This is a genomic window from Azospirillum agricola, from assembly GCF_020005195.1.
Classification (GTDB): domain Bacteria; phylum Pseudomonadota; class Alphaproteobacteria; order Azospirillales; family Azospirillaceae; genus Azospirillum; species Azospirillum agricola.
On record NZ_JAIFZR010000005.1, the window covers coordinates 705,126 to 729,412 of the forward strand.

Genomic DNA, 24,287 nt, shown 5'->3' on the forward strand with positions numbered 1-24,287 from the left:
GAGGATCGATGCCGACGTCTTGCGCCAAGGCCCGGTTCAACGCAAGAGGGCATCGGGACGCGGGGAACGGACACCGCCGCCATGTGTTGAACGGTCGCCATGACCGTGTCCCCGCTCCTCCCCCCGCTCCTCACCACCTCGGCCGGAACGCCGCGCCGCGTCGGGGTCGAGCTTGAATTCGCCGATCTCGACGCTCCGTCGGCCGCCACCGCCGTGCGGACGCTCTACGGCGGCAGCGTCACCATCGAGAATCCGCACCGCTGCGCCGTGACCGGCACCAGCCTCGGCGACTTCACGGTGGAGCTGGACATGCGCTCCGCCCACCCCGGCAAGGGCGGAACGAAGCTGCTCGACCCGCTGCGGCCGCTGTGGGGCAACATCGGCAGCCTGGTGATGCCCTTCGAGATCGCCACCCCGCCCATCCCCTTCGACCGGCTGGGCGAGCTGGAGGCGCTGGTCGCCAGCCTGCGCGATCGCGGGGCGGCGGGGACCGAGGCCAGCCCGCTCTTCGCCTTCGGCCTGCATTTCAACCCGGAGGTGGCGCGGACCGACGGCGACTACATCCTCGACCACCTGAAGGCGTTCCTGATCCTGGCGCCCTGGCTGCGCGGGGAGATCCGCGTCGACCCGACGCGCCGGCTGTCCGGCTTCATCGCCGCCTTCCCGCCGGCCTACGCGGCGATGGTGGCCGATCCCGGCTACCGTCCCGACCGCGAGCGGATGATCGACGAGTATCTCGCCGCCAACCCGACCCGCAACCGCGAGCTGGACCTGTTCCCGCTCTTCGCCCACATCGACCCGGAACGGCTGGCCGCCGCCGGCGTCAGCGACCCGCATGTCCGGCCGCGCCCGACCTTCCATTACCGGCTGCCCAACGCCCGGCTGAGCGACCCCGGCTGGTCGCTGGCCGCCGACTGGAACCGCTGGGTGGCGGTGGAGGAGCTGGCGGCCGACCGCGAGCGGCTCGACCGGCTGGGCGCCGACTACCGCGACTTCGCCGCCCGCAGGGCGCTGGACGACTGGGCGCGGGAGGCCGGCCGCCGCATCGCGCCGCGCCCGGCGGCCGGCTGAGGAACGCACGGCCATGGCTGTCCTGCCCGGCACCGCAAGACCCCTGGTGGGGATCACCGCCTCGGTCCATGGCAGCCGGATCGCCTGGTGGGCGAACCGGCTGGCGCTGCGCCGGGCCGGGGCCTCGGCGGTGCGCATCACGGCGCGCGATCCCTACCCGATCGACCGGCTCGACGCGCTGGTGGTCGGCGGCGGCGACGACATCGACGCCGCCCTCTACGGCGAGACGGCGCGGCCGCACATCCGCATCGATCCGGAGCGCGACCAGCTGGAGATGCGCGCGCTGGATTGCGCCGCCAAGCTGGGGCTGCCGGTGCTCGGCATCTGCCGGGGCTCGCAGATGATCAACGTGCACCGCGGCGGTTCGCTGCACGTCGACATCCACGAGATCTACGAGGAGGCGCCGCACATGCGCACCGTCCTGCCGCGCAAGCGCATCCGCATCGAGCCGGACAGCCACCTCTACCGCATCCTCGGCATCGCCGAATGCCGGGTGAACGCGCTGCACCACCAGTCGGTCGACCGGCTGGGCGACGGCCTGCGCGTCGTCGCCCGCGAACGGGCCGGCGTCGTCCAGGGCATCGAGGCGGCCGCCGAGCCCTTCCTGATCGGCGTGCAGTGGCATCCCGAATATCTGATCACCGACAGCCGCCAGCAGGGGCTGTTCCGCCAGCTCGTGGCGGCCGCCATGGGCGCGCCCGGTCTCGGCGAACCGCTGTCCGGCGCTCTGCACGCCGCCGACTGAGCCGCCAACCCGATTGACGCAAGTCGGATCACTCGCACGACTTGACGCAAGTCGGGTGGACCACACCCGGATCGCTGCGGAAACGGAAACGGGCGCGCCGGATCGTCTCCGGCGCGCCCGTCGTCGCGCGAGGCCCGCCCCACGGGGGAGCGGGCCGAAAGCGGTCCTTACTGGCTGCCGTCCGGGCCGCAGTTCGGGGTGCCCGGCGGGCAGTGGGTGCCGGTGGCGGTCTGGTTGTCGCGCGGGATGTTGCTGCCGGTGTTGTTGCCCATGCCCGACGGCGCGGTGGTGACGCCCGGCATGCTGCTGCCCGACGAGTTGCCCGACCAGCTTCCGCTCGACCCGGCGGTGCCGTTGGGGGTGCCGGGCGCGTTCAGCGGACCGCCGGTGGTCGAGCCGGCCTGCGGGGTGGTCGTGGTCCCCGGATAGTTCGGGCTGGACGGCGACGACGACATCTGGGCCATGGCCGAGCCGGTCATCAGGAGGACCGCCGAAACGGCGCCGATCATCACGTTACGCATGCTCGAATTCTCCTCATCTGGTGACGGCGCCTCACGCTCGGGCGCCTTTTTCCGAAAGAAGCCGGAACTGGTTTCCCGCCCCCGGCGAAGCGGGACGGCCGGGAGGCACCAGCCTCTTGCACCCATCCCCAACAGGCGGAGGCCGACATGGTTGCCCCTCCATCCAGTCTTTTCGACAAAAGCAACGGCGCCGCCGGACCTGCCCCGAAAGCTCCGGGCGGGCGCGTGGAACAGGAGCGGCGGCGGGGGGTTGCATCGGCAGCGCATCACCGCCGAGCCGCCCCGCACCATGCCCGACGATTCCCCCAACCCGCCCTTCCGGACCCGCCCCGGCGCCGATGGCCCGGTCCTGCGCCCCGGCGACACCTGCTGGCGGATCGAGCGGGCCGGGCGGCTGGCCGTCCTTGTCGACGGCGCCGCCTTCTTCGCCGCCGCCCGCGCCGCCATGGAAGCGGCGCAACGGTCGATCCTGCTGGTCGGCTGGGACATCGAGCCGCGCATGCGCCTGGACCCCGACCGGCCGGAAAATCTCGGCCAATTCCTCGCCCGGCTGGTGCGGGAGCGCCCGGAGCTGCGGGTGCGGGCGCTGAAATGGGACATGCCCTTCCCGATCACGCTGGAGCACCCGCACGAGCCGCTGGAGGACCTCGACCACAGCACCGGCCGGCGCCTGAACGCGCGGCTGGACGGCGAGCTTCCGGTGGGCGCCGCCCAGCACCAGAAGATCCTGGCGATCGACGACGCGCTGGCCTTCTGCGGCGGCATCGACCTGGCCGGCGACCGCTGGGACACGCCGGAGCACCGCGACGACGAGCCGCGCCGCCGCTGGCCGACCGGCGAGCCCTACGCCCCGCGCCACGATGTGATGATGATGGTGGACGGCGCGGCCGCCGGGGCGCTGGCCGATCTGGCGCGCGAACGCTGGCGCCGCGCCACCGGCGAGACGCTGGTCCCCTGTCCGCCGCCGGATCCCGATCCCTGGCCGGCGCAGGTCGTTCCCGACCTGACCGGCGCCACCGTCGGCGTGTCGCGCACCGTGCCGGAAGCCGCCGACCATCCGGCGATCCGCGAGAGCGAGGCGCTGATCTTCGCCGCCATCGCCGCGGCGGAACGGACCATCTATCTGGAGAACCAGTATTTCGCCTCGGCCGCCATCGCCGACGCGCTGGCCCGCCGCCTCGCCGAGCCGGACGGGCCGGAGGTCGTGCTGATCCTGCCGATGGAAAGCCCGAGCTGGTTCGACCGCATGGCGATGGATACCACGCGCTCGGTGGCGCTGCGCTGCCTGCGCGAGGCCGACCGCCACGGCCGGCTGCGGGCGATGACCCCGGTCACGCCGGCGGGGACCGGCATCGTCGTGCATTCGAAGATCGTCGCGGTGGACGGGCGGCTTCTGCGGATCGGCTCGTCCAACCTCAACAACCGCTCGATGGGCTACGACACCGAATGCGACCTGACGGTGGAGGCCGCGCCGGGCGACCACGCCATCGCCGAGGCCATCGTCGGCACCCGTGACCGGCTGCTCGCCGAGCATCTCGGGGTGGAGCCCGCCACCCTGTCCGCGACCGTGAAGGAAACCGGCAGCCTGATCGCCGCCATGGACCGGCTGGACAAGCGGACCGGCCGCCGTCTGGTCCCGCTGCCCGCCACCGATCCCAGCCTGACCGAGCAGGCCTTCGCGGCGCTGCGCATCGCCGACCCCGGCACCCCGGACGAGGCGTGGGCGGTGTGGAAGCGGATCCCGCTGCCGGCCCCGGCGCGGCCGGTCCTGAACGCGGCGGCGGCGGCCCTGATGACGGCTGGAATCGCGCTCGGCGTGTGGGGGGCGGTGCGGACGCTGGATGCCGCGGGGATGCAGGAGGGGCCGGAGGAGTGAGCGCCATCCGGCCCTCACCCGTCCCCGCGCCCCCTCCGATCAGGGCCGCGTTTCGGCCACGGTCCCGTCGTCGGAGATGACGATGTCGACCCGGCGGTTCTGCTGGCGGCCGGCGTCGTTGCTGTTGGAGGCCACCGGCTGCGCCTCGCCGAGACCCTGGGTGATGATGCGCGACGGGTTCACGCCGCGCGCGGTCAGGCCGTCGCGCACCGCCTGGGCACGGGCCTCCGACAGGCGCAGGTTGCTGTCGGCGTTGCCGGTGCTGTCGGTGTGCCCCTCGATCCGCACGGTGCGGGCCGGGTAGCGCTGCATGAACTGGGCGAGCCGGTCGATGCGCTCGTAGGCGCTGCTGGTCAGCTCGGCCCGGCCGGTGGCGAACAGGATGTCGCCCAGCGTCATCACCAGCCCGCGCTCGGTCCGCTCGGCCTGAAGGTCGCGGAGCTGCTGCTCCAGCTCGCTGTTGCGGGCCTGGAGGCGGTAGCTGTCGGCGTTGGCGACGACGTTCTGCGCGCCCTTCACCCCCGCCGTCTCCTGCGCGATCTGCACGCGGCGGCTGGTGAGGTAGGCCTGATGATCGACCTCGACCGCGCCGCCGCCCTGGTTGCGCACGGCCTCGGCCTGGCGCAGGGCCTCCTCGGCGCGGCGCAGCTCGAGCGGCGCGTTGGCCGCGACCTGCGGGTTGCTGGCGGCGGCGTTGTAGTCCTGGCGGGCCTGGATCAGGGCCGCGGTGTCCATCGAGCCGGTGGCGCAGCCGGCGACGCCGGCACCCAGCCCGGCCAGAACCAGCAGGGTACGCGTGGCGCTCATCGTCCTCATGGCCGGACCTCCGGATAGGTGTAGGTGCTGCCCCAGCTCGTTCCGTTGTTCATCGGGACCACCCCGTTGGACACGGGCGGCAGCGTGCTGCCGGAGACGGGCGGCGCCGTCACCGCCGGAGGCGGCGTCATGGCGGACTGGGGCGCCGAGCGGGGAATCGCCTGCTGCTGCACGGCGGCGGCGGCCTGCTGGGTGACGGCGCGCTGGGACTTCGCGGTCGCCAGCTCGGCGTCGGCCTGGGCCTGCTCGGCGAGCTGGCGGGCGCGGGTGCGCTCGTCGGCGCGCATCGCGTCGTCGGCGGCGGCCAGCTTGTTGCGGGCGGCCTGAAGCTCGACCGGGGCGTATTGCAGCGCGTTGGCGCGCTCGGCCGCCGCCACGGCCTGCGAGGAGGCGCCGAGCTGGGCGGTCGGCGGCGGGACGTCGGTGGCGCAGGCGGCGAGGCCGAGCGCGGCCGAGAGGGCAGCCACGGCCACGGGCCAGCGGCGCGGGGGTGAGGGGGTCCGGGTCATCGCGTGACGTTCCTTGTTTGCCGAAGGATCATGTCCTTTCGGATGGATCGTCCCGGAAACGTCCGGCGGCGGGGAAAGTTCCGCCCACGCCCGACCGTCCCATTCAACCGCCGCCCGTCAGGCGGGTCTGGCGGCGGTGCAGCACGACGCGCAGGACATAGGCCAGCAGCAGCCCGGCGAACAGCAGCAGAGCCCCCGGCACCATCAGGTCCGCCACCCAGGGAAAGCCGATCCGCACCAGATAGCCGGTGGTCGCCAGCACCAGCGCCCACAGGGCCGACCCGACCGCCGAATAGGCGAGGAACACCGGCATCCGCAGGCCGCAGGCGCCGGCCGGGACCGAGATCAGGGTGCGCAGCCCCGGCAGCGGCTGGCACAGCAGCACCGCCACCCCGCCGCGCCGGGCGAACCATTCGGTGGCGCGGTGGACCTGCTCGGGCCGCACGGTCAGCCAATGGCCGTGGCGGCGCAGGAACGCCTCGAACCGCTCGCGCCCCATCCAATGGGCCGGCAGGTACCAGACCAGTTCGCCGACCGCCGACCCCAGGCCGGCGGCCAGCGCCACCAGCAGCAGGTTGAACTCGCCGCTGGCCGCCCCCATGCCGGCCAGCGGGATCACTGTCTCGGCCGGCACCGGCGGCAGCACGCGGGCCAGGACCAGCATCAGGAAGATGCCGGCGTAGCCGAGCTGCTGCACGATCTGGATGATCCATTCGGTCATGATGGGTACGGGGGCTATCCGGACGGACGGTGATCCTTCGACAACCGGCGGGCGCGCCCGCCGTTCCAAAACCGCCGTTCCGAAATCGTTGGCCCCAACCGGGCAAGGCGTCATGGTGCGGAGACGCGACCCCGCCCGGTTTGATCCCGGTCAAGGCGTTGGACCGGCGGATGCGATGGGATGGGCATCATGACCGCACCGCTGCTTCTCTCCGCCCTGCTCCTGTTCCTCAGCCACGCCGTGCCGTCCTGGCCGGGGGTCCGGCCCGCCCTGATGGCGCGGATGGGCCGCCCCGGCTTCATGGCCCTGCATTCGCTGGGATCGCTGCTGACGCTCGGGCTGTTCGTCCTCGCCTACCGCGCGGCCGACGGCGGCGGCGTGCTGTTCGTGCCGGCCGGCTGGGCGGCGCCGCTGGTGGCGCTGGTCATGCCGCTGGCCTTCCTGCTGCTGGTCGCCCGCGTCACCACCCGGTTCGGAACCCTGGACGCTCCCAACCCGCCGCGCGGGATCTACCGGATCACCCGCTGCCCCGGCAGCCTGGGGCTGCTGCTGTGGGCGCTGGCCCATCTGAACGCCACGGGGGACGAGCGGCGGGTCGTGCTGTTCGCCACCATGGCGGCCATCGCCCTGTTCGCCATCGTCAAGAACGACACGGTTCTGCGCCGTGGCGCCGGTGGGCGGGCCTACCGCGCCGAGACCTCGATCATCCCCTTCCTGGCGCTGCCCGGCGGGCTATGGGCGGCGCTGGCCGAGTTCGGCTGGCTGCGGCTGGCCGGCGGGCTTGCCGCCTACGCCGCCATGCTGGCGGTGCATCCCTGGCTGTTCGGCGTCAGCCCCCTCTATTGGATGAATTGAGCGGGACGCCCGCCGCCCGCGCCTGTTGAAGGCACGGACAACGGAAACAGGGGCGCCTTCCATGAAGATCCGCGAGATCATGACCCACGACGTGCAGACCGTGCGGCCGGACGACAGCATCCGCCGCGCGGCGGCGCTGATGGACGAGTTGAACGTCGGCATCCTGCCGGTGTGCGACGGGCGCACGCTGGTCGGCGTCCTGACCGACCGGGACATCACCATCCGCGCGACCTCCGCCGGGCTGACGCCCGACCGCTGCACCGTCGCCGAGGTGATGACCGCCAGCCCGCGCTACTGCTACGAGGACGATCCGGTCGGCAGCGTCACCGAGCTGATGGCCGGGCAGCAGATCCGCCGCGTTCCGGTGGTGGACCGCAACGACCGGCTGAGCGGCATCGTCTCGCTGGGCGATCTCGCCACCGACGCCAAGAACGACCGCGCGGTCGGCGACGCGCTGGAACGCATCTCCTCCCCCTCGCGGCCCGACCGCGACTGACCTCATTGACCAAGGGAGCCATTGCCATGGACGAGGATTCCCGCATCCGCGCGCGCGCCCACGACCTGTGGGAACGCGACGGACGCCCGGACAACCGCCATCAGGAGCATTGGGCGCAGGCCGAGCGCGAGATCGCGGAGGAGGAGGCCGTCAACGGCCCCGGCGCCGGCATCCAGGTCCCCGACAACGCCAGCACCCGCGTCCTGCGCGAGGCGGCGGAACACATCGCCGGAAAGACGGAAAGCTGACGCCGGCCGTTCGAGCGATCAAAAGATATCGTGCGTGATTCTGACACGGATGAACACGGACAGGCACAGATGAACAATGATGACGCCTCCGCTTTCATGGAAGAGGCCTGACCGGCAGAGCCGAGGCTCTTCCATGTTCATCCGTGTCTGTCTGTGTTCATCCGTGTCCAAACAACAATCGAACGGCCGTCACTCGGCCGTCAGGCTGACCGCTTCCATGCCCTTTTCGCCCTGGCGGACGGTCATCCGCACGCGCTGGCCGTCGTCGAGACCACGCAGACCCGCGCGCTCCAGCGCCCGCGCCGGGATGAACACGTCGCGCCCGCCATCGTCCGGGGCGGCGAAGCCGAAGCCCTTGCTGCTGTTGAACCACTTCACGGTGGCGGTCATCTCGCTCGTCGGGCCGGAATCCCGAGCCCCGCCGCGCTCGCCGCGCGGGGCGAAGTCGCGCGGCGCCCCGCGCCCGCCACGGTCGGGTCCGCCACGGTCGAAGCCACCCCGGTCGCCCCCACGGTCGCCGAAGCCGCGATCGCGCGAGCCGTAATCGCGCGGACCGCCTCGGTCACCCCCGCGATCGCCAAAGCCACGATCACCGAACCCGCGCTCGCCGAAACCACGGTCCGGGCCGCGCGAACGCTCCGGCATGCGCGGGCGCGCGGGCGTGGCGGTCGACAGATCGACGGAATGCAGCGCGCTGACCTGCTTGCCCTTGCGGTCCTCGACGAGGTCGACCACGACGGTGGCGCCCTCCGGCAGGGTCGCGTGGCCGGCCGGCACGACGATGGAGGCGGGAAGCAGGGCGTCCTTGCCCTCCTCGCCAAGCTTGACGAAGCCGAAGCCGCGCTCCGGGTCGAACCATTTGACGGTGGCCGTCACCTGGGTGCCAACGACGTTGGGCTGGCGATAGACATGCTGACGGGGCGGCTGACGGCTCATGGGAAACCCGAACTCCAACGGACTGTAACGGCGCCCACGGACCTCGCGGGCGCGCCTGGAAGACACATCGCCCGCCGAGGCCGGATTGGCAAGGCGCAGTTGCGCGAATCCGGGCGAATCCGGGCGAAAGCCACCCGAAATCACCGACGGGAGCTCAAGCGGACAAGTGCTCGGGCACCGGCGGCGGTTCGCGCGGCGGCACCGGGATGGGGGCCGGCGGCTCGCCCATCGGCGGACGCGACGGGTCGCCCGGCATCGGCAGCGGCGGGGTCGGCAAGGGGGTGTCGCCCGGCGTCGGGGCCGGCGGGTAGGGTCCGAGATGCATCATGCGTGTCGTCTCCAAGAATATCCAGAAGAGGGGATCAGCCGCCGCTGCCGCCGGGGGTCGACAGCGACAGGCGGCGGGCCTCGCCCAGGCTGTCCATGCAGCGGGTCTCGTCGCCGTCCCTGGCGGCGGCGCGGGCGGCGGTGACCAGGGATTCGAGCTGCGCGTTGCGCGCCGCCTGTCCCATCGTGTCGCCGGCCCCGCCGCTGCCGCCGGGCATGGCGCCCTGCGCCGGGTTCGAGCCGGCGTCGGGCCGCACCGCCGGAGCGGTCGGCATGTTGCTGGCGCCCGAACGCGGCGGGTCGATCACCGCGCGGTCGCCGACGGCGGGCGGCGCGATCAGGCCGCCCGACTGCGCCAGCCGCTCCGACGAGGCGGCGCCGCCGCCGCCGCCCGCCGCGTCGCTCCGCGCGCTGGAGCCGGCGCTGCCCGGCGGCGCCGGCACGGCGGTCGGCGGCGGCTGGGTGGACAGGCTGTGGTCGGCGGCAAACTGCTCGACCATCGCCCCGCAAGTCTGCTGGGCCGCCGCCGGCAACGCCGCCAGCATGGCCAAGCCGGCGACCAGCGCCGCCCCGCGTCCCGCCTGTCCCGTCGACGTCGGTTCTGCTCGCATGGTCGGCTCCCTGGTTTGCTGCGGGGGGGTACGATGGGGGGTGAGGACAGCCTCCCTCCATCAACGGCGAAACCGCCATGCCGGTTCCCGGAACACGGGATCCCGCGTCTTCACAGGGCGGACGTGTGAAAAGGCGATCCCGCCATGCGCGTTGCTCATTTCGCGGGCGGATGGCGAGCGTCGTAGAGTGCCGGCCCCCTCAACGATTCGTGCTTTCCCCATCATGATCGCAAACATGGCCGCGCTCGGCGCGGCGCTGTGCTGGGCCGCCGGCGGGCTGATCGCCATCGGGCCGGTGCGGGCGCTGGGCTCGGTCGCGTTCAACCGGCTGCGGCTGACCGTCGTCGCCACCGGCCTGCTGATCGCCACCGGACTGCTCGGCGGATGGCAGACGCTGGACAGCGCCGCGGTCCTGACGCTGGCCCTGTCAGGGGCGATGGGCATCGTGATGGGCGACCTGGCGCTGTTCTGGTCGCTCAGCCGGCTGGGGCCGCGCCGCAACGTGGTGATCTACGCCGCCAACGCGCCGCTGACGGCGCTGCTCGGCTGGATCGTACTGGGCGAGGCGCTGGGCACCTGGACGGCGCTGGGCATTCTGCTGGTCACCGCCGGGGTCATGCTGGCGGTGGCGCTGCGCTCGGGCTCCACCCATTCCTGGGAGGCGGTGCAGGGCAGCCTGCTGGCCGGCGTCTGCGTCTGCCTCGTCGCCGCCTGCGGGCAGGCGGTCGGCTCGGTCATCGCCAAGCCGGTGATGGCGGCCGGCGCCGATCCGGTCGCCTCGGCGGCGGTGCGCGTCACCACGGCGGCGCTGATGCTGACCGCCATCGGGCTGCTGCCGGGGCAGCGGCTGGGCTTCGGCCCCGGCCTGACGCCGCGCATCGCGCTCCAGGTGGTCGGCAACGGCTTCATCGGCGTCGGGCTCGGCATGACGCTTCTGCTGGTCGGGCTGGCCCATGGCAACGCCGGGGTCGTCGCCACCCTGTCGGCGCTGAGCCCGGTGCTGATCCTGCCGATGCTGTGGATGCTGACCGGCCAGCGGCCGGGCCTGGGGGCCTGGGCCGGCGCCCTGGTCGCGGTGGCCGGCGTCGCCCTGATCGTCAACCGCTAGCTTGACCCCCGCGGTCAGATGGCCGCCTCCACGGTGCCCGGCAGGGCGGCGCGGATGGCCTGCGTCGCGCGGTTGAAGGCGTCGCGCAGTTCGCCCTTCAGCGCCGGCGCGTCCTCGCGCTCCTGCTCGCAGGCGTGCTGCACGGCGCGGGCCAGCCGCGACAGCTCGACCATGCCGAGGTTGCCGGCCAGGGACACCATGGCGTGCGCGTCGAAGCCGGCCGCCTTCGCGTCGCCGGTCTCCAGGATGCGGTCGACCCGCTGCGCCAGCTCGCCCAGCGTGCCGGCGACGAAGCGCGGCATCACCTCCGGCCCGAGCGTGTCGGCCAGCGTGTCCAGCGTCGAGCGGTTCAGCACCGGCTCGGCCGGCTCGCTCCCCGCCGTCACCGTCGCCGGAACCTGCGGAGCCGGCCCCAGCCAGCGCTCGACGGCGGCCAGCAGGGTGTCGCGCTCGATCGGCTTGGTGACATGGTCGTTCATCCCGGCGTCGAGGCAGAGCTGGAGCTGGTCGGACAGGGCGTTGGCGGTCAGCGCGATGATCGGGATGGAGCGCCGCGGGTCGTCCAGCCGGCGGATCGCCGCCGTCGCCTGCACCCCGTCCATGCGCGGCATCTGCATGTCCATCAGCACGAGGTCGAACGCGCCGTCGCGCACCGCGGCGACCGCCGCCAGCCCGTCCTCCACCACCTCGACCGTGTGGCCGGCCTTGCACAGGATGGAGGAGGTGACGATCTGGTTCATCGGCACGTCCTCCGCCAGCAGGATGCGGGCGGCGCGGCGGGAGACCTCCGGCGCCGGCCGGTCGGCCGGCCCCAGCACCTCCGCCGCCACCGGCAGCGGCAGCTCGAACCAGAAGGTGCTGCCGACGCCGGGGCTGCTCTGGAAGCCGATGCGCCCGTCCATCAACTCGGACAGCTGCTTGGAGATGATCAGCCCCAGCCCGGTCCCGCCATAGCGCCGGGTGGTGGAGCGGTCGCCCTGGCTGAAGCGCTGGAACAGGTTCGGCTGCTCGGCGAGCGGGATGCCGGCGCCGGTGTCGCTGACCGAGAAGCGCAGCGGCGCCGCCCCGCTCTCCATCCGGTCGGCCGACAGCAGCCCGACCGACAGCAGGATCGAGCCGCGCTCGGTGAACTTCACCGCGTTGCCCAGCAGGTTCAGCAGGATCTGGCGGATGCGCGCCTCGTCGCCGCGCACGAAGCGCGGCACCGACGCGCCGAGCGCCAGTTGCAGCAGCAGCCCCTTCTGGGAGGCGGCGTTGCTCATCAGATCGCGACAGTCGCGCATCAGCCGGTGCAGGTCGAAGGCGCGCTCCTCCAGCTCCAGCTTGCCGGCCTCGATCTTCGAATAGTCCAGGATGTCGCCGATGATCGCCAGCAGCCCGCGCCCGGCCTCGCGCTGGAGCGCCACATACTGGCGCTGCTCCGGCGTCAGCTCGGTGCCCAGCAGCAGGTCGGCGAAGCCGATGACGCCGTTCAGCGGCGTGCGGATCTCGTGGCTCATCGCCGCGAGGAATTCGGACTTCACGCGGTTCGCCGCCTCGGCCTCGGCGCGGGCCTCGTGGAGCTGCTCCTCATGGAGCTTGCGCTCGGTGACGTCGCGGACGGCGGCGATCACCGTGAAGGCGCCGGTGGCGTCCAGCGCCGGGCGCATGCTGGTCTCGACCCACGGGAACCGGCCATCCCGGTGGCGGGCGCGGTGGATGACGGTGAGCGGCGGCGAGCCCGGCTCCAGCCCGGCGAAGGCCGTGGCCGCGTATTCCCGGTCGTCGGGGTGGATCAGCGATCCCGCCAGACGGCCGACCACCTCCTCCGGACCGCGGCCCAGCAGGTCCCGCGCCGACGGCGAGGCGTAGGCGATCTCCCCATCCGCCCGCAGCACCAGGATCATGTCGGTGACGTTGTCGGCCAGCAGCCGGTAGCGCGCCTCGCTCTCCGCCATCCGCAACTCGGCGTCGCGGTGGCGCTGCTCGCGCAGCAGCAGCGCGCCCAGGAACAGCGTGCCGCAGGGCAGCATGGCCAGGAAGGGCAGCGCCGTCTTGGCGAACACGTCGGCCATCAGGTCCCAGCTCGGCAGCAGCAGCAGGGTCGACAGCGACGACCCCGACAGCAGCACGCCGAGCGCCGCCATATGGGACAGGCGCAGCGTCATGCCGCGGCGGCGGACCCAGAAGGCGAAGCCCAGCCCCACCAGCAGCGAGGCCGCGGCGTTGGCGACCCCCGCCGCCATCCCCACCCCACCGAGCCAGGCCCGGTAGCCGCCGGCGACAAGGCTGGTCATCACCGCGGCGAGCGGCCCGCCGAACAGCGCCGTCAACCCGATCAGGGGCGCGCGCGCGTCGATGAAGATTCCCGGCCCGATGTGGATCGGGTGGACCATGGAGAAGATCGCCGTCAGCCCCATGAACAGGCCGAACAGCCCCTGCCGCGCCAGATTCCCCCAGCCCGAGGAGCGGCGGACGATGAATGTGTAGGCGAGAACGACGAAGGCGCTCGCCGCGATGTTCTCGGCGAGGTCGTAGGTCATCGAGGAGAAATCGCCCAGCATCGTCCCGGTGCCCGCCCGTCCGCTTCCGTGGCCAACCACCGACCCCTCGCCGGTCCAGCACGGGAGCGAACGGATCGACCAGTCTTATACCACGCAAGCGGGTGGGAGAACCGTTAAAGCTCGGCGGACCGGCAGGGTGGCGAAGCCGCGGGGGCGGGGGGCGGGGGGCCGCCCCGCCCTTTCCTCACGCCTGGAGCGCCGCCCACATCTCGCGGTCGCGCTCGGCGGTCCAGATGCGCGGGTCGTCGATGCCGCCGGCCTCGTCGTAGGCGCGGGAGACGTCGAAGGGCAGGCAATGCTCGAAGATCACCCACTTGCCGAAACGCGGCTCCAGCGCCGACCGCGTCCGCGCGAAGGCATCCCCCAGCGAGGCGCCGGCCGCGCGCGCCTGCGCGACGGAGCCGTACATGGCGGTCAGGAACGCCTTGGTCTCGGCGATCGCCTCGGCGCAGAGCGCCGGCGTCGTCAGCGCGTTGCCGCGCCCCGGCACCAGCTTCTCCGGCCCGAGCGCCGACAGCCGGTCGAGCGTCGCCGGCCACTCGCGCAGATAGGCGTCGCCGGTGTAGGGGGTGGCGCCGTACTCCACCAGATCGCCGGAGAACAGCACCTTGGCATCGGGCAGCCACGCCACCGTGTCGCCCTTGGTGTGGCCGCGCCCGAGCTGCATGATCTCGACCCGCGTCCTGCCCATCCACAGCGTCATGCGGTTCTCGAAGACGATGGTCGGCCAGGTCAGGCCGGGGATCGAGTCCGCCCCCTGGAACAGGCGTGGGAAGCGGCCGAGCTCGGATTCGTAATCCTGCTGGCCGCGCTCGACGATCAGGTCGTGGGTGTCGCGGCTGGCGATGATGTGGTCGGCGCCGTAGCCCGACGCGCCGAGCACGCGCACCGCGTGGTAGTGGGTCAGCAGGACATACTTGATCGGCTTGTCGGTGACGCTGCGCACCTTGGCGATGACGTCCTCGGCCATGCGCGGGGTCGCCTGGGCATCGATCACCATCACCCCGTCGTCGCCGACGATGATGCCGGTGTTGGGGTCGCCCTCGGCGGTGTAGGCGTAGGCGCCGGGCGCCAGCTCGGCGAAGGTGACGGTCTTCGGCTCCAGGTCGCCGGTGGAGGCGAAGGCCTTGGCCGGCGCGGTGGTGGTGGACATGGTTGGTGCTCCCAGTTCGTGTCGGCGGAGCAAGAAGCGAAAAGCCCTTCTCCCCTTGCGGGAGAAGGGTTGGGATGAGGGGTATCCGCCGCAGGCGGAAGATTTGCGCCCCCTCACCCCCCCTCTCCCACGAGGGGAGAGGGGCTTTCCCGATTGCCCCGTTTCGTGTGTCTTGGCTCGTGTGTCGTTGCTCCTGGCCCTCAAAGCCCCAGATAGGCTTGGCGGACGCGCTCGTTGCTCAGCAGGGCGGCGCCGCTGTCGCTCAACACTATCTCGCCGGTCTCGATGACGTAGCCGCGGTCGGCGATGGCCAGCGCGGCGTGGGCGTTCTGCTCGACCAGCAGGATCGTCGTGCCCTCGCGCTTCAGCCGCTGCACCGCGTCGAAGATCTCGGCGACCAGCAGCGGCGCCAGCCCCATGCTCGGCTCGTCGAGCAGCAGCAGGCGCGGCTTGGCCATCAGCGCGCGGGCGAGCGCGACGATCTGCTGCTGCCCGCCCGACAGGGTGCCGGCCGGCTGGTCGCGCTTGACCTTCAGCATCGGGAACAGCGCGTAGAGCCGCTCCAGATCCTCGGCCGGCCTGCCGCTGCCGCGTCGGAAGGCGCCGAGCCGCAGATTGTCCTCGACCGATTGCGGCCCGAAGAGCTGGCGGCCCTCCGGCACCTGCACCACCCCCTCGGCGACGCGGCGCGACGCCCGCATCCGGGTGATGTCGCAGCCGTCGAACCTGATCGCCCCGCTCGACGCCGGATGGACGCCGGACAGCGTGCGCAGCAGCGTCGTCTTGCCGGCCCCGTTGGCGCCGACCAGCGCCACCAGCTCGCCCTCGCGCACCGTCAGGCTGGCGGATTTCAGCGCGTGGATGCGCCCGTAATGGCTGTTGAGGCCGTCTATTTCGAGAAGCATGGTCTCCGGTCCCCCTACGGCGCCGCGCCGAGATAGGCGGCGACGACCTCCGGGTTCGCCGCCACCTCCGCCGGGGTGCCCTCGGCAAGCTTGCGCCCGTGGTTCAGCGCGGTGATCCGGTGCGAGATGCCCATCACCATCTTCATGTCGTGCTCGACCAGCACGATGGTCACGCCCTCGGCGGCGACCCGCTTGATGACCTCGTCGATCTCGCGGCTCTCGGTGGCGTTCAGCCCGGCGGCCGGCTCGTCGAGCAGCAGCAGCTTCGGCTCCGCCGCCAGCGCGCGGGCGATCTCCAGCCGCTTCAAGGCGCCGTAGGGCATCGAGGCGGCGTCGGCGTCGAGGTATTTCGACAGGCCGACCGCGGCCATCAGCTCGGCGGCGCGGTCGCGCGCCTCCGAATCCTTGCGCACCAGCGAGGGGAAGCGGAACAGCGCCGGCAGCAGCCGGGTGTCCAGATGCAGGTGCCGCCCGACCATGACGTTCTCCAGCGCCGTCATGTTGAAGAAGATCTGGAGGTTCTGGAAGGTGCGCGACATGCCGCGCGCCGCCAGCTTGTAGGGCGCCTGCCCCGACACGTCGGCCCCGTCGAACAGCACCCGCCCGCCCGACGGCTTGTAGACGCCGGTGACAAGGTTGAAGAGGGTCGTCTTGCCCGCCCCGTTCGGCCCAATGATCGAGTGGATGTCGCCCGCCGCGACGGTGAAGCTGAGGTCGCCGATGGCGAGCACGCCGCCGAACTCGCGGCTGAGATGCTCGACCCGCAGCAGCGGCGGGCCGGAGCGGCGGTTCAGCGGCACCGCGTCGGCGGCCAGTTCCGGATCGGTCAGCATGTTCATGCCCGCCTCCGCGTCGGGATCAGAGCGGCCAGGGTGGGCAGCAGCCCCTTGGGCATGAAGACCATCGTCGCCATCAGGATCGCCCCCAGCACGATCTGCTGGTAGTCCTGGAACATCGTCAGCAGCTGCGGCAGCAGGGTCAGCACCACCGCCCCGACCACCGCCCCGAAGGTGGAGGCCATGCCGCCGAACACCACCATCGTCACCAGCTCGATCGACTTGAAGAAGTCGGCCTTGGCCGGGGTGATCAGGCCGGCGTAATGGGCGAACAGGCTGCCCGCCACGCTGGCGAAGACCGCCGACAGCACGAAGACCAGCACCTTGAAGCGCGCGGTGTCGACGCCGACCACCTCGGCCGCGACCTCCGAGCCGTGGACGGCGCGCAGCGCCCGGCCCATCGGGCTGTCGATCAGGTTCAGCGACAGCCAGACCACGCCGAACAGCAGGGCGCCGACCACCCAATACCAGACCTTCTCGCCGTACAGCTCGAAACCGAAGACGCGGAAGGGCTCGACCGTCATGCCGTCGGGGCCGCCGGTCAGGCCGCTCTCCGTGCGCAGCACGATGGAGACGATGATGCCGATGCCGAGCGTCGCCATCGCCAGGTAATGGCCCTTCAGCCGCAGGATCGGCTTGGCGACGACGAAGGCGAGCAGCCCGACGAAGACCGCCCCGGCGAGCAGCGCCAGCACCGGCGGCCAGCCGTAGGTTCCGGCCAGCACGCCCGATGCGTAGGCGCCGATGCCGAAGAAGCCGGCGTGGCCCAGGCTGATCTGCCCGGCGTAGCCGATCAGCAGGTTCAGCCCGACGCAGACCACGGCGTTGAAGCCGGCGAGGATGGCGACGTCGAGGTAGAAGTTGTTGGGCAGGAAGGCCGGCAGGATCGCGATGATGGCGCCCATCGCCAGCAGGCCGGTCAGGCGCCCATGGAGGATGTTCTGCATGAAGGGTGTCCTCGGAGGCACGGGTCGTTACACGCGCTCGGTGCCGCGCTTGCCGAACAGCCCGTTCGGCATGAAGAGCAGGACGGCCAGGATGATGACGAAGGCGACCGCGTCCTTGTAGGCCGACGACAGGTAGCCGGCGCCCAGCGCCTCGGCGACGCCGACGATCAGCCCGCCGGCGACGGCGCCCGGCCCGTGGCCCAGCCCGCCGAGCACGGCGGCGGTGAAGCCCTTCAGCCCCAGCATGATGCCCATCTCGGTGTAGGAGAAGGTGATCGGCGCCACCACCGCGCCGCCGATGGCGCCGAGCGCCGCCGACAGCGCGAAGGAGGCGAGCACCACCCGCTTGACGTCGATGCCGACGAGCTGGGCGGCCAGCCGGTTGTGCGAGGTGGCGAGCATCGCCTTGCCGGTCAGGGTGCGGTTGAAGAACAGCCCGATGGCGACGATCAGCACCGCCGCGCAGCCGACGACCCACAGCGACTGCGGCTGCATCGAGGCGCCGAGGATGTGGATCGGCGTCTCGCCGGAGAAGGCGTCGAGCCGCTTGAAGTCCTTGCCCCAGACCAGTTCCGCCACGCCGCGCAGGAAGATCGAGGCGCCGATGGTGATGATGATCAGGGTGACGGTGGAGGCGTTGCGCGCCCGCTCGACCGCGAATTTGGCGACCAGCACGCCGACCAGCATGGCGCCGCCGCAGCCGATCAGGATGGCGAGCGGCAGCGGCACGCCGGACGCGGTCAGCGTCGCCGAGGCCATGCCGCCGATCATGATGAACTCGCCCTGGGCGAAGTTGATGACGTGGCTGGCGTTGTAGATGATCGAGAATCCGAGGCCGGCCAGCGCGTAGATCGCGCCGATGGTCAGCCCCGACAGCATGTATTGCAGCAGTTCCGCGAACATGGCCGTTCTTCCACGATTAGCGAACGTCCCCCTCCCCCGCCCAGCTCTCGCGCAAACCTATGGTTTGCGCTGACGCGGTAGGCGGACCTCCAGTCCGCTGAGAGCGGGGGAGGGTCGGGGTGGGGGCAAGTAAACCGGTGGGGGCGCGAGGCGGGAGCGCGTGTGCAGGGTGGTGCCGGTCGCGAAAAGCGCACCAAGCCAGGGGGGCCTCGCCCCCACCCCGGCCCTCCCCCGCTGGGCGGGGGAGGGAGCGTGGCAACGCCCCTACTTCAGCAGCGCCCAGTCGCCCTGCTTGACCTCGACCATGTGGAAGGCGTCGAGCGTCAGGCCCATGTGGTCCTTGGGGGTCATCGTCACGGTGCCGCCGGTGCCGACATAGCCCTTGGTCTGCTCGATGGCGTCGCGCAGCTTGGCCTTGTCGGTGCCGCCGGCCCGCTTGACCGCGTCGAGCGCGATCATCAGCCCGTCATAGGCGTGGCCGGCGAAGGTCGACACCTCGGAGCTGAAGGCCTCCTCGTAGACCTTGGTGAACTCGGTCACGACCTTCTTCTGCGGATCCTCCGACGGGAGCTGCGCCGCGACCACCAGGCCGGCGGCCGGCAGCCGCACGCCCTCGGCCGCACCGCCGGCCAGCCGGATGAACTCCTTCGACGCCACGCCATGCGACTGGTAGAGCGGCAGCGCGATGCCAAGCTGGCGGTAGTTCTTGGTCACCACCGCCGGCCCCTGCCCCAGCCCGAACACCAGCACGGCCTGGGCCGCCGCGTTGTTGCGGATCTTGGTGAGCTGCGCGGTGACGTCGGTGTCCTTGGCGCCGTAGGTCTCGTCGGCGACCAGCTCGATCCCGCGCTCCTTGGCGACGGCGACGGTCTGCTCGCGGCCCGACTTGCCGAAACCGGAATCCTCGGAGATCAGCGCCAGCTTGGTCAGCCCGCGCCTCTTCATGTCCTCCATGACCTTCTCGGCGGCCATGCGGTCGGTGTGCGGGGTCTTGAACACCCACTTCTTCACCGGCTCGACGATCACGACGGCGCCGGCCAGCGAGATGAAGGGCACCTCGGCGCGCTCGACCAGCGGCACCGCCGCCATGGTCGCCGCCGTCGTCGTGCCGCCGACGATCACGTCGACCTTGTCGCTCTCGATCAGCCGCTTGGTGAAGGAGGCCGCCTTGTCCGCCGCGCCGCCGTCGTCGTAGACGGTGAGCTGCACCGGCCGGCCGGCGACGCCGCCCGCCTGGTTGATGCGGTCGGCGTACAGCTCCAGCACCTTCTTTTCCGGGTCGCCCAGGAAGGATGCCGGGCCGGTCGCCGAGACGATGGCGCCGACCTTGATCGGGTCGGCGGCCGACGCCGTCCCCGCCATGGCCCCCAGGGTCAGGCCGACGATCGCGGCCATGGTGGAGAGCAAGCGATTGCGCATGGTTTCCTCCCGTCTTGTTGCGCCCTTCGTTGAACCGAAGGACGATTTGCCGAACATAATGTTTCAAACGAAATGATTTCGGAAGAAAAAATTCACTGCCGCCCGGTCACGGATTTTTCCGGATGTTGCGTGCCTCCCCCGATGCGGCGCGGTTCCGATCCGTTCGAGAGGTTCGTTCCGGCCTTCGATTTCGTGACACATTTTTCTTTTGATGAATGCAAACTAGTGTATCACATTATTGATTGTCAAACGGAAAGTCCGGACACCCCCATATCCCGCCGCCCAATGCACGCCCACGGCGCATGGCGCTGGCCCTGACCGGGGCGGGTTGCGTATACAGGGGCGCCCGCACCGTCTCGCAAAAAGGACGCCCCGTCCGCATGGCCCGCCCGCGCCGTCTCGAAGATCTCGCCGCCCAGTTGACCGACGCGGTCGCCCCGCGCGCGAAGTCGTTGATCATCACCGTCTATGGCGACGCGATCCTGCCGCACGGCGGCTCGGCGTGGCTGGGCGGGCTGATCGACCTGATGGCGCTGTTCGGCATGAGCGAGCGGATCGTCCGCACCTCGGTGTTCCGGCTGTGCAAGGACGACTGGCTGACCAACACCCAGATCGGCCGGCGCAGCTTCTACCGGGTCACCGACAGCGGCAAGGAACGCTTCGCGGCGGCGGACCGGCGCATCTACGCGCCGCTCGTCCGCGACTGGGACCGCGGCTGGGACCTGCTGATGGTGCCGCCCAACAGCCTGGACGCCGAGACCCGCGACGCGCTGAAGCGCGAGCTGGTCTGGCAGGGCTTCGGCGCCGCCTCGCCCACCGTCTACGCCCACCCCAACTGCGACGAGGCGGCGATGCGCCGGCTGCTCGCCGAGCTGGGGGTCGCCGACCGCATCGTCCACATGAAGGCGACGCTCGACCGCTCCAGCGGTTTCGGGTCGCTGCGCGATCTGGTGCGCGGCTGCTGGGACGTGGATCAGCTCGAACACGACTACGTCGCCTTCCTGGATCGCTTCCGGCCGCTGTGGGCGGCGCTCGACACGGCCGACCAGCCCGACCCGCGCGCCAGCTTCGTGGCGCGGACGCTGATGATCCATGATTTCCGCCGCATCCTGCTGCGCGACCCGATGCTGCCGCCCGACCTGCTGTCGGCCGACTGGCCGGGGCAGGAATCGCGGATGCTGACGCGCAACCTGTACCGGCGGCTGACCGCCCCGTCGGACGCCTACCTGATGTCGGTCCTGACCACCGCCAACGGCCCGCTGCCGGAGGCGCAGCCCTCCTTCTACGCCCGCTTCGGCGGCCTGCTGGAAGGCGAGCCGGCCGCCGCCATCGGCTGACGCGCCCCGCCCACCCTCACGATTAGCAGACCGCCCCGCGCCTCCCCCGTGCCTGCGCGCGGCGGCGCGGCGACCACCGATTCGATACATCGACCACGCGCCATCCGAAGCCATGGCGATGAATTGATCTGGATCAATTCCGCTCATTTTCGAATTATCTGTTTCTTTTCAATGCAATGACCATAATTCAAGCACGATTCAATACGATACAGATACAATTGATGATCCAGAATTTCTGTGTCATAAAAATCCCCACAAGGCGCCAATGGACAAACGCGAGCGCCCACCGGATTTGAGGAGGAAACGCCCCATGGCCAAGGACTACACCCCCATCGCCAACACGATGGAGTTCCCCCCGGACACCCCGCAGCCGAACGTCTACCCGCTGTCCTGGGAATCCCACACGAAGAAGCTGGAGGAGGTCTACGCCGCCGCCCAGCGCGAGAACTGGGACCCGGCCAAGCTGCCGTGGGACAGCTTCGACGTCACCCGCTACAGCTGGGAGGAGCGCGAGGCCATCGCCTATTGGTGGACGATCCTGTCGGTGTTCGACGCCTCGGCCCCGCCGGTCTTCGCCCACGCGCTGATCAAGACCTATGAGGTGCACGAGGAGGATCCCGTCCGCCGCTGCTTCTTCTCCGTCACCCGCGACGAGCAGAACCACGAGCACATGTGCGGTCTGGCCATCACCAGGCTGCTGGAGGCGACCAGCCCGCTGACCCACGTGCCGAAGACCGACCTCGGCCGCCGGCTCCAGCGCAACGCCCACTGGCTCTACTACAACGGCGGGCGCTACTGGGACGGCTACAAGAAGGCGGTGCCGAAATACTCGCTGGCGGTGCTGTTCAGCTCCTTCCTGATGGGCGAGATCGCGGCGGCGACCATCTTCCACCAGATGGCGGCGGGCTGCACCGAGCCGGTCTTCAAGGAGGCCTTCCGCAACATCGGCCGCGACGAGGGCCGCCACATGGCGATCTGCATGTCGGTGATGGAGCGCGACTACCCGCACCTGCTGGTCGAGGACCGCGCGATCATCACCAAGCAGATCCGCGCCGGCTACCTGTTCCTGTCCGCCGTGCTGTTCGAGCCGCCGCCGCAGTTCTGGGACCTGCCCGACGACTTCATCGCCACCCAGCGCGAGGCCGAGGCGATCGCCCGCAACGCCGGCTTCCACATCCCCGACTACGAGGCCAAGAAGGAGAACTGGCGCAACGCCATGCTGAACCTGAAGGGCGTGCTCGACCGCTACGGCATCCCGTTCCCGGCGATCCCCGAGGTCGGCATCACCGGCGAGGAGGTCCGCGACATCGACATGGACGAGATCATCCCGGTCTTCTGAGGCGCTGCCTTTCCTTTTCCAATCCCGCCCAGACGCCGACGTCGAGCCCTTCTCCCCTTGTGGGGCGCATCCCGGAGGACGCCAGAGGCGTCCGATAGGTGCGCGGGTTGGGATGAGGGGGATTCCGCCGAAGGCGGAAAGATGCGCTTCGCCCCCTCATCCCACCCGCTCTCCCTTATGGAGAGGGGCTCGAACGAGTGTCTCTGGGTGTTCCCACGCTTTCTTTGAGGATTCCCCGGTGAGCCGAATCCGCCTTCACCCCTCGGGCCGCACGGTGGACTGCCGCGACGGCGAGACCGTCCTGTCGGCGCTGGAGCAGGCCGGCTACGCCCTGCCCAACAACTGCCGCGCCGGGGCCTGCGGCGAATGCAAGGTCAAGGTGCTGGAGGGCCAGTTCGACCAGGGCATGGTGCTGGATATGGCGCTGTCGCGGGCCGAGCGGAAGGACGGCTACGGGCTGATGTGCATGGCCAAGCCGATCTCCGACGAGCTGGTCATCGAGTTTGGCACCGCCGACGCCAAGCCCAAGCTGTTCCCCCCGCGCGAGAACGCCCCCTTCGTCGTCACCGACCGCATCCCCCGCACGCCGCGCATCGTCGAGCTGCGCCTGCGCCCGCTCGGCCAGCCGCTGCGCTACTGGCCGGGCCAGTATGTGATGCTGGGCGACGCCTCGGCTGGGGCGCCGCCGCGCTGCTACTCCATCGCCAACGCCCCGCGCCCGGACGGCGAGATCGTCCTCCAGGTCACCCGCGTCGACGGCGGCCCGACCAGCAACTGGATCCACGACAGGCTGGATGTGGGCGCCACGGTCCGGCTGTCCGGCCCCTACGGCACCTTCATCGGTGACCCGTCGGTCGACAGCCCGGTGCTGTGCATGGCCGCCGGGTCGGGCTTGGCGCCGATCCTGGCCTTGACCGACGCGGCGCTGCGCCGGGGCTACCGCCCGCCGGTGACGCTGCTGTTCTCCGCCTCCACCATGGCGGACGTCTACGAACGGGGGCTCCTGTCCTACTGGCAGGCGAGGCACCGCAACTTCAAGGTCCAGGTGACGCTGACCCGCGAGCCGCGGGAAGGCGGGCTGACGGGACGCATCCCGGCGATCCTGCCCGGCCTGTTCCCCGACCTGTCCGGCCACGCGGTCTTCATCGCCGGCAGCCCGGCCTTCGTCGAGGGCTGCGCCGCCGCCGCCCGCGCGCTGGGCGCCCGGGAGGACCAGATCCACAGCGAAGGCTACGTCTCCCAGCACATCCCGGAGGCGCCGCCGCCCGAACGGCTGATGGCCGGCGCGCTGGCTTGAGGCACCCCCGCGACAGGGAAGGCGGACGCCTCATCCACATTGTTCCCAAATATGGAACCTGCTAATCTGCGCCCATGCAGATCATCGCCCGGCGGTCGCTGAAACAGTTCTGGGACCGCCACCCCCAGGCGGAAGCCCCGCTGGAAGCTTGGTACGCCCAAGTGAAGAGCGCGGCTTGGCAATCGCCGGCGGATATCAAGCGCGAGTTCGGCAGGACGGTGGACTTCGTGGGCGACAACCGCGTGATCTTCGATATCGGCGGCAACAAGTACCGCCTGATCGTGCATGTCGCCTACCGCTTCAAACGCGTTCTCGTGAAGTTCGTCGGCACGCACAAGGATTATGACAGCATCGATCCGGAGACCGTCTGACATGGACATCCGCCCGCTGAAGAACGAATCCGACTACGATTGGGCTCTTGCCGAGATCGAGCCCTATTTCGTGACGGAGCCGGAGCCGGGAACTCCCGAGGCCGACCGCTTCGACCTGCTGGCCCTGGTGATCGAGCGGTACGAGGACGAACATTGGCCCATCGACCCGCCGGACGCACCGGACGCGTTGCGCGCCCGCATGGAACAGACCGGAAAGCAGCAGAAGGACTTGGCCGAACTGCTCGGCTCCAAGGCCCGCGCGTCGGAGGTGTTGAACCGGCGCCGTCACCTGACTCTCGAGCAGGCGTGGGTGCTGCACCGGGAATGGCGGATCCCGGCCGAAGCCCTGATCCGCCCCTACCCGCTCCGCCGCCGGCCGGACGCGACACCGACCTGA

At 70.9% G+C, this 24,287-nt stretch carries 26 protein-coding genes; 12 read left to right on the top strand and 14 right to left on the bottom strand.

Going from position 1 to position 24,287, the window contains the following annotated elements; all coding sequences use genetic code 11:
• Positions 1-99: 99 nt before the first annotated feature.
• Together JN22_RS18265 and JN22_RS18270 are read left to right on the top strand one after the other, a co-directional pair.
• On the top strand, positions 100-1,071 hold the full coding sequence (locus JN22_RS18265; RefSeq protein WP_085555311.1) for an amidoligase family protein: 972 nt from the start codon (positions 100-102) through the stop codon (positions 1,069-1,071).
• A 13-nt stretch (positions 1,072-1,084) separates the two neighbouring features.
• Positions 1,085-1,816: a gamma-glutamyl-gamma-aminobutyrate hydrolase family protein gene (locus JN22_RS18270; protein WP_085555312.1), complete on the top strand. Its 732-nt coding sequence runs from the start codon at positions 1,085-1,087 to the stop codon at positions 1,814-1,816.
• Between the two features lie 167 nt (positions 1,817-1,983).
• Here JN22_RS18270 and JN22_RS18275 read toward each other — a convergent pair whose 3' ends face one another.
• Complete coding sequence (locus JN22_RS18275; RefSeq protein ID WP_143268355.1) at positions 1,984-2,337, bottom strand: hypothetical protein; 354 nt, start codon at positions 2,335-2,337, stop codon at positions 1,984-1,986.
• 250 nt (positions 2,338-2,587) lie between these two features.
• On the opposite strand from JN22_RS18275, the gene JN22_RS18280 reads away from it, so the two are divergent.
• On the top strand, positions 2,588-4,213 hold the full coding sequence (locus tag JN22_RS18280) for a phospholipase D-like domain-containing protein (protein WP_223677781.1): 1,626 nt from the start codon (positions 2,588-2,590) through the stop codon (positions 4,211-4,213).
• Positions 4,214-4,252: 39 nt separating this feature from the next.
• On the opposite strand, the gene JN22_RS18285 is transcribed toward JN22_RS18280, so the two are convergent.
• From JN22_RS18285 to JN22_RS18295, 3 genes are all read right to left on the bottom strand, one after another.
• A complete protein-coding gene (locus tag JN22_RS18285) occupies positions 4,253-5,029 on the bottom strand; it encodes an OmpA family protein (protein WP_085555314.1) in 777 nt (258 codons plus the stop codon).
• Positions 5,026-5,538, bottom strand: coding sequence for a DUF4398 domain-containing protein (locus JN22_RS18290; RefSeq protein ID WP_085555315.1), 513 nt, complete (start codon positions 5,536-5,538; stop codon positions 5,026-5,028). Before JN22_RS18290 ends, JN22_RS18285 begins: the two co-directional genes overlap by 4 nt.
• A gap of 103 nt (positions 5,539-5,641) precedes the next feature.
• Entirely contained in the window at positions 5,642-6,259 is a 618-nt protein-coding gene (locus tag JN22_RS18295; protein ID WP_085555316.1) for a DedA family protein, read from the bottom strand.
• 189 nt (positions 6,260-6,448) lie between these two features.
• Between JN22_RS18295 and JN22_RS18300 the strand changes: the two genes are divergently transcribed.
• The 3 genes from JN22_RS18300 (at position 6,449) to JN22_RS18310 (ending at position 7,858) form a co-directional block, all read left to right on the top strand.
• Positions 6,449-7,114: an NnrU family protein gene (locus JN22_RS18300; RefSeq protein ID WP_085557225.1), complete on the top strand. Its 666-nt coding sequence runs from the start codon at positions 6,449-6,451 to the stop codon at positions 7,112-7,114.
• A 61-nt stretch (positions 7,115-7,175) separates the two neighbouring features.
• A complete protein-coding gene (locus JN22_RS18305; RefSeq protein WP_085555317.1) occupies positions 7,176-7,610 on the top strand; it encodes a CBS domain-containing protein in 435 nt (144 codons plus the stop codon).
• Between the two features lie 26 nt (positions 7,611-7,636).
• Positions 7,637-7,858, top strand: a complete 222-nt coding sequence (locus JN22_RS18310) for a DUF2934 domain-containing protein (RefSeq protein ID WP_085555318.1) — start codon at positions 7,637-7,639, stop codon at positions 7,856-7,858.
• Positions 7,859-8,047: 189 nt separating this feature from the next.
• Here JN22_RS18310 and JN22_RS35250 read toward each other — a convergent pair whose 3' ends face one another.
• The 3 genes from JN22_RS35250 to JN22_RS18330 form a co-directional block, all read right to left on the bottom strand.
• The gene (locus JN22_RS35250; protein ID WP_085557226.1) at positions 8,048-8,794 is read right to left on the bottom strand and encodes a cold-shock protein; all 747 of its coding nucleotides are present in this window, start codon (positions 8,792-8,794) and stop codon (positions 8,048-8,050) included.
• 154 nt (positions 8,795-8,948) lie between these two features.
• On the bottom strand, positions 8,949-9,122 hold the full coding sequence (locus JN22_RS18325) for a hypothetical protein (RefSeq protein WP_179166185.1): 174 nt from the start codon (positions 9,120-9,122) through the stop codon (positions 8,949-8,951).
• A 34-nt stretch (positions 9,123-9,156) separates the two neighbouring features.
• On the bottom strand, positions 9,157-9,732 hold the full coding sequence (locus JN22_RS18330; RefSeq protein WP_085555319.1) for a hypothetical protein: 576 nt from the start codon (positions 9,730-9,732) through the stop codon (positions 9,157-9,159).
• A 235-nt stretch (positions 9,733-9,967) separates the two neighbouring features.
• On the opposite strand from JN22_RS18330, the gene JN22_RS18335 reads away from it, so the two are divergent.
• Entirely contained in the window at positions 9,968-10,840 is an 873-nt protein-coding gene (locus tag JN22_RS18335) for a DMT family transporter (RefSeq protein WP_223677782.1), read from the top strand.
• Between the two features lie 14 nt (positions 10,841-10,854).
• Here JN22_RS18335 and JN22_RS18340 read toward each other — a convergent pair whose 3' ends face one another.
• From JN22_RS18340 to JN22_RS18370, 7 genes are all read right to left on the bottom strand, one after another.
• Positions 10,855-13,422 carry a hybrid sensor histidine kinase/response regulator gene (locus JN22_RS18340; protein WP_223677783.1) on the bottom strand — a complete coding sequence of 856 codons (2,568 nt, stop codon included), beginning with the start codon at positions 13,420-13,422 and terminating at the stop codon, positions 10,855-10,857.
• A gap of 145 nt (positions 13,423-13,567) precedes the next feature.
• On the bottom strand, positions 13,568-14,536 hold the full coding sequence (locus JN22_RS18345; protein ID WP_085555321.1) for an MBL fold metallo-hydrolase: 969 nt from the start codon (positions 14,534-14,536) through the stop codon (positions 13,568-13,570).
• A gap of 200 nt (positions 14,537-14,736) precedes the next feature.
• Positions 14,737-15,441 (bottom strand): ABC transporter ATP-binding protein, encoded by a 705-nt coding sequence (locus JN22_RS18350; RefSeq protein ID WP_085555323.1) that lies wholly within the window; start codon positions 15,439-15,441, stop codon positions 14,737-14,739.
• A gap of 14 nt (positions 15,442-15,455) precedes the next feature.
• Positions 15,456-16,280, bottom strand: coding sequence for an ABC transporter ATP-binding protein (locus JN22_RS18355; protein ID WP_085555324.1), 825 nt, complete (start codon positions 16,278-16,280; stop codon positions 15,456-15,458).
• The gene (locus tag JN22_RS18360; protein ID WP_085555325.1) at positions 16,277-17,224 is read right to left on the bottom strand and encodes a branched-chain amino acid ABC transporter permease; all 948 of its coding nucleotides are present in this window, start codon (positions 17,222-17,224) and stop codon (positions 16,277-16,279) included. Before JN22_RS18360 ends, JN22_RS18355 begins: the two co-directional genes overlap by 4 nt.
• Positions 17,225-17,251: 27 nt before the next feature.
• Entirely contained in the window at positions 17,252-18,127 is an 876-nt protein-coding gene (locus JN22_RS18365) for a branched-chain amino acid ABC transporter permease (protein WP_085555326.1), read from the bottom strand.
• A 264-nt stretch (positions 18,128-18,391) separates the two neighbouring features.
• A complete protein-coding gene (locus JN22_RS18370; protein ID WP_085555327.1) occupies positions 18,392-19,546 on the bottom strand; it encodes an ABC transporter substrate-binding protein in 1,155 nt (384 codons plus the stop codon).
• A 380-nt stretch (positions 19,547-19,926) separates the two neighbouring features.
• On the opposite strand from JN22_RS18370, the gene paaX reads away from it, so the two are divergent.
• The 5 genes from paaX to JN22_RS18395 all read left to right on the top strand — a co-directional run bounded on the left by paaX (position 19,927) and on the right by JN22_RS18395 (position 24,287).
• Positions 19,927-20,883 (top strand): phenylacetic acid degradation operon negative regulatory protein PaaX, encoded by a 957-nt coding sequence (gene paaX / locus JN22_RS18375; protein WP_085555328.1) that lies wholly within the window; start codon positions 19,927-19,929, stop codon positions 20,881-20,883.
• Positions 20,884-21,193: 310 nt separating this feature from the next.
• Complete coding sequence (locus JN22_RS18380; protein WP_085555329.1) at positions 21,194-22,222, top strand: hypothetical protein; 1,029 nt, start codon at positions 21,194-21,196, stop codon at positions 22,220-22,222.
• Positions 22,223-22,460: 238 nt separating this feature from the next.
• Complete coding sequence (locus JN22_RS18385) at positions 22,461-23,519, top strand: 2Fe-2S iron-sulfur cluster-binding protein (RefSeq protein ID WP_085555330.1); 1,059 nt, start codon at positions 22,461-22,463, stop codon at positions 23,517-23,519.
• A gap of 74 nt (positions 23,520-23,593) precedes the next feature.
• Positions 23,594-23,890, top strand: coding sequence for a type II toxin-antitoxin system HigB family toxin (locus JN22_RS18390; protein WP_085555331.1), 297 nt, complete (start codon positions 23,594-23,596; stop codon positions 23,888-23,890).
• A 1-nt stretch (position 23,891) separates the two neighbouring features.
• Complete coding sequence (locus tag JN22_RS18395) at positions 23,892-24,287, top strand: helix-turn-helix domain-containing protein (protein ID WP_085555332.1); 396 nt, start codon at positions 23,892-23,894, stop codon at positions 24,285-24,287.

Bases quoted from the DNA above. Each gene is read 5' to 3' on its own strand.
- JN22_RS18265 (WP_085555311.1), top strand. From the start codon at position 100: ATGACCGTGTCCCCGCTCCTCCCCCCGCTCCTCACCACCTCGGCCGGA.
- JN22_RS18270 (WP_085555312.1), top strand. From the start codon at position 1,085: ATGGCTGTCCTGCCCGGCACCGCAAGACCCCTGGTGGGGATCACCGCC.
- JN22_RS18275 (WP_143268355.1), bottom strand. From the start codon at position 2,337: ATGCGTAACGTGATGATCGGCGCCGTTTCGGCGGTCCTCCTGATGACC.
- JN22_RS18285 (WP_085555314.1), bottom strand. From the start codon at position 5,029: ATGAGGACGATGAGCGCCACGCGTACCCTGCTGGTTCTGGCCGGGCTG.
- JN22_RS18290 (WP_085555315.1), bottom strand. From the start codon at position 5,538: ATGACCCGGACCCCCTCACCCCCGCGCCGCTGGCCCGTGGCCGTGGCT.
- JN22_RS18295 (WP_085555316.1), bottom strand. From the start codon at position 6,259: ATGACCGAATGGATCATCCAGATCGTGCAGCAGCTCGGCTACGCCGGC.
- JN22_RS18300 (WP_085557225.1), top strand. From the start codon at position 6,449: ATGACCGCACCGCTGCTTCTCTCCGCCCTGCTCCTGTTCCTCAGCCAC.
- JN22_RS18305 (WP_085555317.1), top strand. From the start codon at position 7,176: ATGAAGATCCGCGAGATCATGACCCACGACGTGCAGACCGTGCGGCCG.
- JN22_RS18310 (WP_085555318.1), top strand. From the start codon at position 7,637: ATGGACGAGGATTCCCGCATCCGCGCGCGCGCCCACGACCTGTGGGAA.
- JN22_RS35250 (WP_085557226.1), bottom strand. From the start codon at position 8,794: ATGAGCCGTCAGCCGCCCCGTCAGCATGTCTATCGCCAGCCCAACGTC.
- JN22_RS18325 (WP_179166185.1), bottom strand. From the start codon at position 9,122: ATGATGCATCTCGGACCCTACCCGCCGGCCCCGACGCCGGGCGACACC.
- JN22_RS18330 (WP_085555319.1), bottom strand. From the start codon at position 9,732: ATGCGAGCAGAACCGACGTCGACGGGACAGGCGGGACGCGGGGCGGCG.
- JN22_RS18335 (WP_223677782.1), top strand. From the start codon at position 9,968: ATGGCCGCGCTCGGCGCGGCGCTGTGCTGGGCCGCCGGCGGGCTGATC.
- JN22_RS18345 (WP_085555321.1), bottom strand. From the start codon at position 14,536: ATGTCCACCACCACCGCGCCGGCCAAGGCCTTCGCCTCCACCGGCGAC.
- JN22_RS18350 (WP_085555323.1), bottom strand. From the start codon at position 15,441: ATGCTTCTCGAAATAGACGGCCTCAACAGCCATTACGGGCGCATCCAC.
- JN22_RS18355 (WP_085555324.1), bottom strand. From the start codon at position 16,280: ATGAACATGCTGACCGATCCGGAACTGGCCGCCGACGCGGTGCCGCTG.
- JN22_RS18360 (WP_085555325.1), bottom strand. From the start codon at position 17,224: ATGCAGAACATCCTCCATGGGCGCCTGACCGGCCTGCTGGCGATGGGC.
- JN22_RS18365 (WP_085555326.1), bottom strand. From the start codon at position 18,127: ATGTTCGCGGAACTGCTGCAATACATGCTGTCGGGGCTGACCATCGGC.
- JN22_RS18370 (WP_085555327.1), bottom strand. From the start codon at position 19,546: ATGCGCAATCGCTTGCTCTCCACCATGGCCGCGATCGTCGGCCTGACC.
- paaX (WP_085555328.1), top strand. From the start codon at position 19,927: ATGGCCCGCCCGCGCCGTCTCGAAGATCTCGCCGCCCAGTTGACCGAC.
- JN22_RS18380 (WP_085555329.1), top strand. From the start codon at position 21,194: ATGGCCAAGGACTACACCCCCATCGCCAACACGATGGAGTTCCCCCCG.
- JN22_RS18390 (WP_085555331.1), top strand. From the start codon at position 23,594: ATGCAGATCATCGCCCGGCGGTCGCTGAAACAGTTCTGGGACCGCCAC.
- JN22_RS18395 (WP_085555332.1), top strand. From the start codon at position 23,892: ATGGACATCCGCCCGCTGAAGAACGAATCCGACTACGATTGGGCTCTT.